Consider the following 11,078-nt stretch of genomic DNA (forward strand, 5'->3'; position numbering starts at 1 on the left):
CCCGGTGTGTCTCGCCCACCATGCGGCGGCTGATGACCTGGGCCTGGTGGTTGATCTGCTGCTGCAGGCGCGCGAGCCGGGCCTGCTTGACCGCCTGGGGCACGTCGTCCGGCAGCGCCGCCGCCGGGGTCCCGGGGCGCTGACTGTAGATGAAGCTGAAGGACTGATCGAAGCCGATGTCCGTCACTAGGTCCATGGTGGCCGCGAAGTCGGTCTCGGTCTCGCCGGGGAAGCCGACGATGAAGTCCGAGGAGATGCTGATGCCCGGCCGGGCGCGCTTGAGCCGGCGGATCTTCTCCTTGTACTCCAGGGCCGTGTGGCCGCGCTTCATCTGCGCCAGGATGCGGTCGGAGCCGCTCTGCACCGGCAGGTGCAGGAAGCTCACCAGCTCCGGGACATCCCGATAGCACTCGATGAGGCTGTCTGAAAATTCCACCGGGTGCGAGGTGGTGAAGCGGATGCGCTCGATGCCGTCCACGGCGGCCACATAGCGGATCAGGAGGGCGAGGTCGGCGATCTCGCCGTCATGCATCGGGCCGCGGTAGGCATTGACGTTTTGCCCCAGCAGGTTGACCTCGCGCACGCCCTGCTCGGCGAGGCTCGCCACCTCGGCGATAACGTCGTCGAAGGGCCGGCTGATCTCCTCGCCGCGGGTGTAGGGCACCACACAGAAGGTGCAGTACTTGGAGCAGCCCTCCATGACGGATACGAAGGCTTTGGGTCCCTCGGCGCGGGGCTCCGGCAGGCGGTCGAATTTCTCGATCTCAGGGAAGGAGACGTCGATCTGCGGTGCGCGCTGCGCGAGCAGGGCATCGAGCATGTCCGGCAGTCGGTGCAGTGTCTGTGGGCCAAATACGAGGTCCACGTAGGGCGCGCGCGCGCGGATGGCGTCGCCCTCCTGGCTCGCCACACAGCCGCCGACGCCGATGACCAGATCCGGGCGCTGATCCTTCCATGGCCGCCAGCGCCCGAGCTGCGAGAAGACCTTTTCCTGCGCCTTCTCGCGGATGGAGCAGGTGTTGAGCAGCAGGATATCCGCCGCCGCCGGGTCTTGGGTCAGCTCGGCCCCATGAGATACACGCAGCACGTCCGCGATGCGCGCGGAGTCGTACTCGTTCATCTGGCAGCCGTAGGTTTGTATGTAGAGTTTGCGTGTCATCCTGAGGCAGTAAGTGGCGCCGGGCGACGCCCCGTCAACATCCGCCGCAACGCTCTCACCGGGCGGCTCGGGCGGCCTCGAGCAAGAGACACGCCTGATAGAAAGCCGGCCAGAATGTGGTGCTAGGGTTTTGATGTCAAGCAGTTCCGTGCCGATGATCGAATGCCCCCGCCGATGGCACGTGCCGCTCGGGCACCGTCAGTAGAGGCTAGCGCTTTCCCTGGATGAGCGACTCCGGGTGACGCTCCAGGTAATCCGCCAGGCTGCGCAGGGAGCGTGCGGCACGCGTGGCCTCGGTGAGTAGTTGCGAGAGCTCGTAGCGCGTCGTGGAGCCTTCGCCTGCAAGCTCCGTAATGGCGCGCATGGCTGCGCCGGCCTCCGTCAGCGCGCCGGTGGCAGCGTTGGTGACGGGGCCGATGCTGGCGTCCAGGTTTTGGGTGACGCGGGAGATATCGGCGCTCAACGCGTCCACGCGCTGCTCGATGCGCGTGGCCAGGGGGTTCACCTGTGCCTCCAGAGTCACTGCCAGCTCTCGGTAGGCGGCGAAGGTCTCGTCCGCCCGACGCAGCAAAGGCCGCAGCTCCGCATTGAGCTCTGAGAGCGCCGTCCTGGTGCCGCTCAGGGTCCCGTCCAGATTCTCGAGCGCCGAGTGCAGCGCGGGGGAGCGCAGCAGCTCTTCCAGCGCCACCAGCGTACCGGTGGCAGCACCCACCAGGGTGCCTAGGTCGATGTTCTGGAGCATCTCCTCCAACTGATCCCGGGTGGCCGGCGTCGGTGGCACCTCCACCGGGCCGCGGGCCTCTTGGGCCGAGGTCAGCGGTGACGCGCTCGCATCCAGACTCAGCGTGATGACGTATTGGCCAGTGACGAAGCTCACGGACTCGAGTTTGGCGCGCAGACCCTGCTCCGCAACGAGCTCCCGGAGCAGGCTGCGCAGGTCGCCACCGTCTGTGCGGGTGGCGTCCAGAATGTGGAGCTGCTTGGGCCAAATCTCGTAGCGCACCGGGATGCGAACGCGCCCCTGGGTGGCGTCGTAGTCCACCCCGATGCCGGTCACCTGGCCGACGGGCACGCCCTGGAACAGCACCTGGCTGCCGACGTTAAGCCCCTGCACCGTGGTTTCGAAGTAGGTCACCATCGCCACCCGCTCGCGCATCCAGGCGCCGCTGCTGAAGACCAGGATTGCCACCACCACGAGCACTAGGGCGCCGAGTACGAAGCCGCCGATGACGGTGGGATTGGCCTGTTTGCTCATCCGCGCGAGCCCCCTGTCCGCCGGTGGCGCGCGGCTGGCATGGGCACGCAATGGGGCTCTGCTGCCCAAAGAGCATCACGGCTGAGGGCTGAGGGCTGAGGGTGGGGCAGCCTGGACAGCGCGGCGGGCTGAGCGTCGTTTCGCGTGCTGTTAGAGCGGGCGTTGCTAGGCTGCTGCATCTGCGCTCACCTCGCCGCGTGTCAGGAAGGCGCGCACCTGAGGCACCGAGCTGTGGTCGCGCAGCTCGCGGGGGTTGCCGGTGGCGAGCATGGTCTTGGTCTCGGCGTCCAAAAAGACCGCATCGTCGGCGATGGTGAAAATGCTGTCCAGCTCGTGGGTGATGACCACCATCGTGGTGCCGAGGCTGTCGCGCAGCTCCAGGATCAGCTCATCCAGCCGCCGGGCGGATAGGGGGTCCAGTCCCGCCGAGGGCTCGTCGAAGTAGAGCGTATCAGGATCCAGCGCCATGGCTCGGGCCACGCCGACACGCTTGCGCATGCCACCGCTGATCTCCGACGGGTAGTAGTCACCATAGCCCGCGAGGCCCACCAGTGCAAGCTTGTATTCGGCGATGGCCCGTATCTGCTCCGGGGCGAGCCGGGTGTACTGCTCCAACGGCAGGCAGATATTCTCTTCCAAGGTCATGGAGCTCCACAGAGCGCCGCTTTGGTACATGACACCGTTGCGGCGCATGCAGGCGCTGCGCTGGGCGGAAGGCAGCTCCCACAGGCTCTCGCCCCCCAGCAGCACCCGCCCTGACCAAGGCGGCAACAGCCCGGTCAGGCAGCGCATGACAGTGCTCTTGCCGCATCCGCTGCCGCCCATGATGACGAAGACGTCCCCGCGGCGGATGTCGAAGCTCAGGCCCTGCTGCACCAGCGTGTCGCCGTAGCCGAGACTCACCCCGTCCAGGCGGATGTGCGGCTGTTCCGCAGGCTTGTCGTCCGTCGTGCTCACGACAGCCCCACGGCGTCGAAGATGATGGTGAGCACCGCGGCGGCGATGACGATAAAGACGATGGCGGTCACCACGGCCGAGGTGGTCGCCTCGCCCACGGCGGCGGCGCTGCGCCCGCACTGCATGCCGCGCAGACAGCCGGAAGCGGCGACGATGGCGCCGTATACGGTCGCGGCGATGAGCCCTTGAATGATGTGGTTCCAGCCGATGGCGAGCTGCGTCTGGGTCATGTAGGCGGACAAGGTCAGACCGCCGACGACCGTGCCGACGAAAGCGCCCCCGAGGATACCGAGCAAGTTCGCATAGACGGCGAGCAGCGGCGTCATCGCGATGAGCGCCAGCATCCGCGGCAGTACCAGAAACTCCATGGGCGGAATGCCGAGCGTGCGCAGCGCATCGATCTCCTCATTCACCTGCATGGTGCCGATGCGTGCAGCGAAGGCGGCGCCGGTGCGCCCAGCCAGCACGATGGCCGTCACCAGCGCGCCCATCTGGATCACGGTGGCGAGCCCGACGAGATCGGCGACATAGATCTGCGCACCGAATTGCTTCAACTGTTGCTCGCCGATGTAGCCCAGGATCATCCCCACCAAGAAGCTCACTAGCCCGACAATGGGCAGGGCATCGGCGCCAGCTTCTTGCATGATCACCCAGAGATCCGACTGTTTGAAGCGCGCCCGGCCGAGCAGGAAACGGCGGAAGGCCAGTGCGCCCTCGCCAAAGAACTCCATGATTTCGCCTGTGGACTGCATGAGGTCCATGGCATCGGTGCCGACCCGGGCCACGAACGACGGCGCCGGACGCGTGGCGTGGCCGCCGCGGCCGGTCTGCGGCACCGAGCGGGCGAGCGTCAGGAGCTTGCGCAAGCCTGCGGGCAGACCCTCTGCCTGGCATGCGATGCCGCGCCGCTCGCAAAGCTGATTGAGACCGGCGATGAAGGTGACGAGCCCTGAGTCCCAGTCCGTCAGTGCTGACGTGTCGAAGCCGAGCTGTGTCGCCCCGGGTGCGCGGTCTAGCATCCGCTCTGCCTGCACCAGCCGTGGCAGGCGCTGTTGTAGGCGCCAGCTGCCGCCGAGCACCAGCGTCGCGTGCTCGCCCTCGCTGTGCAGATCGACTGTCGGTGGAGGGGTTGTCATGCGGGCAGTGGCTCGGTGAGCACGAACTCCTTCACCATCCTACGCCAGGCTGCTGGCGTTGGACGCGGCGGACACGCTCGACTTTCTGCGCGTGCCCCCATCCAACCGTCTGGAGCAGCTCCGCGGCGACCGGGACGGTCAGCGACGCATTCGCATTCGACACCACGCCGCAGTCCTGGCTGAACTTGCAGCAGGGCGACGAGCTGGAGCTTGCAAAGCGCGCCGTGGGCGAGTCCATCGACGCCGAGGTTGAGCCCTACGCGGCTTAGACCTGGTAGCTCGTTTCGAGCAAAGCTGCAGGGTCGTAGGATCGACCGATCGAAGCGCAACCCATCCTCCCCGGCCGCAGTCAGCGCCTGCACCAGGTCGGCCGTCGGCACCTCGGCCCGGCCGGAGAACGCCGTCGGCAGTCCCAGCAGCGCGGCAGGGGCGCTGCCCATGGTGTCGGCGTCCGGCATCATGGCGTGCTCTGTGCTGGGTTCTGTGCGGGGGTCGCCGGCGCCGGGGCCACGCGCCGGGTGAAGTCGTCGATGAGCGCCGCCACCTGGTCTGTGGCGACATGGTGCAGCCCATGGCCGATGCCGGGCAGACGTACCAGCTCCGCCAGCGGGGCCTGCCGCACCAGACGCTCGGCGTGGTTCCACGCCGGCACCACCTCATCGGCGTCGCCGGTGATGAGCAACAGCGGCCGGCGGATGTAGGCGTAGTGGTTGCTCTGGCCCTCCAGGAAACGGCTCAGGCCGCTTACGTCCTCGGCGTTGGCGAGGAAGGCCTCCGGGCGCAGCGTCAGCTCCACGCCCGTACGGCGCAGATAATCGGGTGGAGGCGCATTGGGCTCGAAGGCCTCGGCGAGCCCGTCCTCCAAGAGCAGTCGGCCGAGTGTGAGCGGCATGGTGTGCGCAAAGATGGGCCCCAGCAGTGGCACCCCGGCGAGGTCGTTGTACCAAGATACGCCACCTTTCCAGGGGTGGCTGCCGCCCGCGAGCAACACACCGCCGGCGGCCTCGTCGGGGTAGGCCAGCAGATAGGCCAGCACCACGGCGCCGGCGAGGGAGTGGCCTACCAGCACCGGCCGTTCGATACCGAGGTCCAGCATCAGCTCATGCAGCAGCCTGGCCTGCTCGGCGGGGTCGGGCCAGTCGGAGCCGCCACGCTTGGCGGCGTTGTCGGGCTTGCGCCAGCGCTCGTCGCCAGCGCGCGTGGCGGCAAGGGCGGCGATCGCTCCGCCGGCGGAGCTGCGCGGGTCCGGACGCTCGCTGTAGCCGTGCCCGGGTCGGTCCACGGCCACGACCGAATGGCCCTCCGCGAGCGGCGGCATCAAGCTCGCGTGGAAGTCCAGCAGGCTGGTGGATGCGCCGTGGATCAGCACGATGGGCGTGGTGCCGACATCCGCGGGCCCGGCGATGCTGTAATGCAGCCGCACGCCATCCACATCGGCAAAGCGCCCCACGGGCGGGAAGCGTGCTTCCAGCCGGCGCGTTTCCAGTTGCGTGATGCCGGCGAGGGCGGCGAGCAGCAGCAGGGGCAGAGTCAGCCAGGGCATGGGCGGTTAGACAAGGGCGTCCGCGATGCGTCCGCCGCGGCCGCAGGGGCGGCGGCTGTGATGCGCCGGGAGCGGTGCGCGTTACCCTGATCCTTGGCGACTGCCGGTGGGGCTCAGAAAGCGCTCTGCGCCGGTGCCGCCGCTGCCCTTGAGGCCGGCCACCGCGGCGAGAAGAGGCCGCTGCGGGCGGTTTCGGTGATGGCCGAGACGGCTGGGTGCTTGATGCGCCGCTCGGCGGAGATGACGTAGAAGCGCTCGGTGACCTCGTCGCTGCGACCGATGACCTCGACGTCGTATTTTTGCAGCACGTCGTCCGCCACCGCCTGGGGCACGCTGAAGACGCCGGCGCCGGCCTCGCCGAAGGTCTTCATCAACGCGCGGTCTTCGATCTCCGCCACCACGTTCGGTTTGATGTCCAGGCGGTCCAGCCATTGGTCCAGCGCCCGGCGCAGAGCGCTGTGGCTGCTCGGCATGAGCATGGGTGCACCGTCCAGGGATGTTGGAAAGCCCGCACGCAAACGCTCGGCGAGGGGCCGTGCAGCGAAGAAAACGCTCGGGGTCTCGCCGAGTGGATGCGTGTAAGCACGGATATTGAGCGCAGGGTTCAGGGGGCTGTCGGTCAGCACCAGGTCCAGCTTGTGCACAGAGAGGTCCGCGAGCAGCTCCGTGAGGGGGCGCTCAACGCACTGCAGGCGCACGGGCTCGTCCATCACCAGCGCCGGTGCCAGCACCCGGTGCGTGAGCAGCTTGGGCACCACCATGGCGACGCCGACGTTGAGCGTCAGACCGCCACCGGGGGTCCGGCCGGCCAGGACGTCCTGGAGCTCGTCGCTGATGCGGAACATCTCGTCCGCGTAGGAGAACACCAGCCGGCCGGTGTCCGTCAGCGCCAGGCCACGGCCGGATTTGGTGAAGAGCTTGGCGCCCACCTGGTCTTCGAGCTCCCGGAGCTGACCGCTGATGGTCTGCGGCGTCAAGTGCAGGACCTCGGCGGCGCGGGCGATGGAGCCGTGGGTGGCCACGGACCAGAAGTAACGCAGATGCTTGAGGTTCAGGTGAGCCATGTCTTCGGAGACCCCCGAGCTGGTGCGACCGGGCCGCGGGTGGGCCGCGGACGCTTCGATTGGTTCGAACTGTTTGGGGTCGCAGTTCCGGGATTTCGAGCCATAGCGGTTCTGCGGAAGCTCTGCCGTGAGCCGGAAGCGACGGAGCTGTGCCGGATGTCAGTCCCGAGCAATGTCCGCCAGGTCCGCGGGTTCTGTCAGCACGCGCCCGTCCAGTAAGACGCGGCCGGCGTGATCCAGGCGCAGCCGGCCCGTCGCGAACCAGCGGACGGCGAGAGGATAGATGCGGTGCTCCTGTTCGAGCACGCGGGCGGCGAGGCGTTCGGCGTCGTCTCCCGGCAGCACCGGCACCCTGGCCTGGAGCACCCGCGGCCCGCCGTCCAGCTCGTCGGTGACGAAGTGCACCGTGGCGCCGTGCTCGGCGTCGCCGGCGTCGAGCGCCCGCTGATGGGTATGCAGGCCAGGATACTTGGGCAGCAGGGAGGGGTGGATGTTGAACATCCGCCCGTGAAAGCGCGCGACGAGCTCAGGTGTGAGGATACGCATGAAGCCGGCGAGCACCACCAGGCCCGGGTCGAACTCACGCAACAGGGCGGCCAGCGCCTGGTCGTACTCGGCGCGGCTCGGGAAGCCCTTGTGGCTGAGGACCTTGGTTTCGATGCCGGCGTTGGCGGCCCGCGTCAGCCCATAGGCATCCGCCCGATTGCTGATCACCACTCGGATGTCGATGGGCAGCTCGCCCGCCTGTTGCGCGTCGATGAGGGCCTGTAGATTGCTGCCGCTGCCCGAGATCAGCACCGCGACGGCGAGTGGCGGGGACTTGTCCGGCGGGTCACTTGCCACCGGCATACTCCACCACAGGCTGACCCTGGTGCGGCTCTACTCGGCCGATAATCCACGCCTGCTCTCCGGCGGTGCGCAGGAGGCCGCAGGCGCCGGCGGCGCGCTCGGCGGCGACGCAGGCGATCATGCCCACACCGCAGTTGAACGTGCGCAGCAGCTCCGCCTGGGCGATGTTGCCGGCGTCCTTGAGCCAGCGGAACACGGGCGGCGGCGTCCAGGTGCGCAGATCGATGACCGCCTTGACGCCCGCTGGCAGCACCCGCGGCAGGTTGTCGGTGATGCCCCCGCCGGTAATGTGGGCCAGGGCATGCACGCCGCCATGCCGGATCAGCGCCAGCGCGGGCTTGGCATAGATGCGGGTCGGCGCCAGCAGGGCGTCGCCCAGGGTGATGGTTTCCTCTACGTCCGGATGGCTCGGCTCTTCCAAGGTCTCATCCAGGCTCGCGCCGCTCGCCTCCAGCACCCGGCGAATCAGCGAGAAGCCATTGGAATGCGGACCGCTGGACGCCAGCGCAATGAGCGCATCGCCGGGCTTGACGCGGCTCGGCTCCAGGATGGCGTCCTTCTCCACGATGCCGACGCAGAAGCCGGCGAGATCGTAGTCGCCGTCGCCATACATGCCGGGCATCTCGGCCGTCTCGCCGCCGATCAGCGCACAACCGGCGCGCTTGCAGCCCTCGGCGATACCCTCGACCACCGATGCTGCCGTGTCCACGTCCAGCTTGCCGGTGGCGTAGTAATCCAAAAAGAACAAGGGCTCCGCACCGCAGACGACAATGTCGTTCGCGCACATGGCCACCAAGTCGATGCCGACTCCGCCATGACGCCCGGCGGCCACCGCCAGCTTGAGCTTGGTGCCGACGCCGTCGGTGCCCGACACCAGCACCGGGTTGCGATAGCCCGTCGGCAGCTCGAAAAGCCCGCCGAAGCCGCCGAGGCCGGACAGCACCCCAGGCCGGCGCGTGGCCGCCACCGCGGGCTTGATGCGCTGGACAAGCGTCTCGCCGGCGTCGATGTCAACGCCCGCGTCGCGGTAGGTGAGGGATTCGCTGGTCATCGCTGGCGGCCTCGGCTGCGGCAATGGAGGGGAGCGGCGTGCGGGAGCGGGGATGCCCGACGGGCGCGCAGCCGCAGTGAGGCTATTCTCGCATGCGCGCCCGCGGCGGCAACTGCGGCCGAAGCCGATACCGCGCTGGCGACACCTGACGCGCCGGCAACGTCGCTGAGGGCCTTACTCCAGAATCCGCATGTCCTTGCTGAGCGGCGTCGGGCCGGACTGTCTCGTCGGGCGCGGCTCGGTGGTCTGTGGCGAGCCACGGCGCAGTCGCGCTTCGACGCGGATCGCCGCCATGCGCTTCTCGTCATTGACCTCCGGATACAACGGATAGTGCTGATCCACTTCCACCGCGTAGCGCTTGGCCGCGACCTCCAGGCGCTCCCGGTGATCCCGGGGCAGGCCTTGCAGCATCAGCAGGATCGGCGCCGTGCGCAGCAGGTAGCGCTGGCAAAGATCGCGCTCCCGGTCGGACTGCCAGTCCTCGCGCACGAGCAGCGGGGGAAACTCGCCGGCGCTGCCCGGCGCCCGCTCGAACCAGGCAGCGCGCGGCGCAGCGCCGGCGCGGTTGGTCACCATGTCCTGAAAGCGATGATTCACGGGCGGCTCCTGCCGCGCCTGCTCCTCGGCCGTCGAGGCGATCCGCAGCTTCGAATGGGGCAGCGCCGTCCAGCCGCTTTTGGTCGGATAGCTGGACATCTGCGCCGCCTCGCAGCAGGAGAAGAGCAGCGCCAACGGGGACTCATCCCTGCCATCCAGCAGCCAGTACTCGAATACGTCCGCGGCGGGAAAGGGCACCGTCGCCGAAGACAGAAATGCCGCCAGCTCCTCGCTGCACTCGTTCACTTGTGCGGCATCCAGCACCGCCGGTAGCACATAGGGCGTGAGCCGGTTGTCCTGAAAGTGGGCAACGCGGTAGTAGCCCCGATCCAGTGCATAGCCCAGCGGCATCTGCTGCCGGCGCTGTGCCTCGGTGCTCCGCGGCACGTAATGGACCTCCCAGCTGACGCCGTCGAAGCTCTGCGCCCGCGCCCGGTTCGATTGCGCGATCTGCACGACGCCGGAGAAGGGCGGCAGCAGGCGCTGGGAGTAGGCTCGGATGCTGGACATGACGGGCTTGGGGCTGGGGCCTCGGTTTTGTGTGGTCATCCTTTCAGAATGACTCGGCGCGCGGCGGTGTCGGCGTGCTCAAACCCAAATCCTGAAGATTGAAGCTGACGATGTGCGTGGCGCCGGCGTTGGCGGCCGCCTCCAGCACCATGTCATCGTCCCGGCCCCTCAGCTGCGGACGCCACAGGTACCAGATCTCCACGCGGACGAGCATTGAAGCGAGTTGATCCAGGATCGCGTCGATGTCGTCGACGGTGGCGCCCGCGCGGCGCAACGTCTCCTCACGCTTCAGCACGGATTCGTATTCCAGGAACAGCGGCACTGAGGCTGCGGCTTGCAGCGCGCCGACACCGACCGTTTCCAACAACATGCGCGACGTACCGCTTGCGCTCATGACGCCGGCGACGATCACGTCGGTATCCAGCACCAACAACATATGCCACAGCATATCGGCAGACGCGACGAAGGCAAATCCCGCGCGCACGGTTCTGCTGAGACGGGGGGCGCTCACGTATCATCCCGGCATCGATTCGCAGTTTCCCCGGAGAATGCCGAGATGCTCTGTCTGCGCGGCGCGCCCGCCCTGTCCGCCTTTCGTCTGGCCAAGTTCTCGGCGTAGTAGGACAAGCAACGATGGCGCGTCGGACAACACGGTTTCTGATCCCCGGCAAACAGCGCCAAACGCTGTGGCGTCAACCTGTCGCGCGCCGGTCGCAGGCACCTGGAGAAGGTCAAATCGCCGCTAAACTGTATATAAATACAGTCAAGCGCCGAATGCCAGCCGGATACCGACATGGCCGTCGCGTCACCGGGATGCGGACCTGCCCCATACTGCCGCCGCCATCCCGAGCAAACCGCCCTCTACCAGATCGTCCAGCAGCACTTGGAGACCTCTCTCGCGCTCGCAGGGGAAGACGACTGGGACGGGCAGCGCGTGCCGGCCTACGTGGAGCGCGA

10 protein-coding genes are annotated in these 11,078 nt (G+C 67.8%); all 10 read right to left on the minus strand.

Translation table 11 applies throughout. The annotated features are described in order from the left end of the window. Window positions 1–1,159 (minus strand): tRNA (N6-isopentenyl adenosine(37)-C2)-methylthiotransferase MiaB (gene miaB, locus I6U14_RS07825; protein WP_296898253.1); only part of this gene is annotated, 1,159 nt, incomplete at its 3' end. Window positions 1,160–1,367: 208 nt separating this feature from the next. After that, window positions 1,368–2,414: an MlaD family protein gene (locus I6U14_RS07830; protein ID WP_296898254.1), complete on the minus strand. Its 1,047-nt coding sequence runs from the start codon at window positions 2,412–2,414 to the stop codon at window positions 1,368–1,370. Window positions 2,415–2,579: 165 nt separating this feature from the next. After that, the gene (locus I6U14_RS07835) at window positions 2,580–3,371 is read right to left on the minus strand and encodes an ABC transporter ATP-binding protein (RefSeq protein ID WP_296898255.1); all 792 of its coding nucleotides are present in this window, start codon (window positions 3,369–3,371) and stop codon (window positions 2,580–2,582) included. After that, window positions 3,368–4,507 carry an ABC transporter permease gene (locus I6U14_RS07840; RefSeq protein WP_296898256.1) on the minus strand — a complete coding sequence of 380 codons (1,140 nt, stop codon included), beginning with the start codon at window positions 4,505–4,507 and terminating at the stop codon, window positions 3,368–3,370. Before I6U14_RS07840 ends, I6U14_RS07835 begins: the two co-directional genes overlap by 4 nt. 457 nt (window positions 4,508–4,964) lie before the next feature. Beyond that, a complete protein-coding gene (locus tag I6U14_RS07845; protein ID WP_296898258.1) occupies window positions 4,965–6,050 on the minus strand; it encodes an alpha/beta hydrolase in 1,086 nt (361 codons plus the stop codon). 113 nt (window positions 6,051–6,163) lie between these two features. Beyond that, window positions 6,164–7,114 carry a transcriptional activator NhaR gene (nhaR, locus tag I6U14_RS07850; RefSeq protein WP_296898260.1) on the minus strand — a complete coding sequence of 317 codons (951 nt, stop codon included), beginning with the start codon at window positions 7,112–7,114 and terminating at the stop codon, window positions 6,164–6,166. A gap of 159 nt (window positions 7,115–7,273) precedes the next feature. Further along, entirely contained in the window at window positions 7,274–7,957 is a 684-nt protein-coding gene (purN, locus tag I6U14_RS07855) for a phosphoribosylglycinamide formyltransferase (RefSeq protein ID WP_296898262.1), read from the minus strand. Next, on the minus strand, window positions 7,947–9,014 hold the full coding sequence (gene purM, locus I6U14_RS07860; RefSeq protein ID WP_296898264.1) for a phosphoribosylformylglycinamidine cyclo-ligase: 1,068 nt from the start codon (window positions 9,012–9,014) through the stop codon (window positions 7,947–7,949). Before purM ends, purN begins: the two co-directional genes overlap by 11 nt. Window positions 9,015–9,188: 174 nt before the next feature. Continuing rightward, the gene (locus tag I6U14_RS07865; protein WP_296898266.1) at window positions 9,189–10,121 is read right to left on the minus strand and encodes a hypothetical protein; all 933 of its coding nucleotides are present in this window, start codon (window positions 10,119–10,121) and stop codon (window positions 9,189–9,191) included. Window positions 10,122–10,164: 43 nt separating this feature from the next. Next, window positions 10,165–10,632 carry a putative toxin-antitoxin system toxin component, PIN family gene (locus I6U14_RS07870; protein WP_296898268.1) on the minus strand — a complete coding sequence of 156 codons (468 nt, stop codon included), beginning with the start codon at window positions 10,630–10,632 and terminating at the stop codon, window positions 10,165–10,167. Window positions 10,633–11,078: the final 446 nt, after the last annotated feature.

It is taken from the genome of Thiohalocapsa sp. (genome assembly GCF_019695415.1).
GTDB lineage: Bacteria > Pseudomonadota > Gammaproteobacteria > Chromatiales > Chromatiaceae > Thiohalocapsa.

Coding starts and splice junctions, on each gene's coding strand:
- nhaR (WP_296898260.1), bottom strand. CDS start 7,114: ATGGCTCACCTGAACCTCAAGCATCTGCGTTACTTCTGGTCCGTGGCC.
- I6U14_RS07865 (WP_296898266.1), bottom strand. CDS start 10,121: ATGTCCAGCATCCGAGCCTACTCCCAGCGCCTGCTGCCGCCCTTCTCC.
- I6U14_RS07830 (WP_296898254.1), bottom strand. CDS start 2,414: ATGAGCAAACAGGCCAATCCCACCGTCATCGGCGGCTTCGTACTCGGC.
- purM (WP_296898264.1), bottom strand. CDS start 9,014: ATGACCAGCGAATCCCTCACCTACCGCGACGCGGGCGTTGACATCGAC.
- I6U14_RS07845 (WP_296898258.1), bottom strand. CDS start 6,050: ATGCCCTGGCTGACTCTGCCCCTGCTGCTGCTCGCCGCCCTCGCCGGC.
- I6U14_RS07840 (WP_296898256.1), bottom strand. CDS start 4,507: ATGACAACCCCTCCACCGACAGTCGATCTGCACAGCGAGGGCGAGCAC.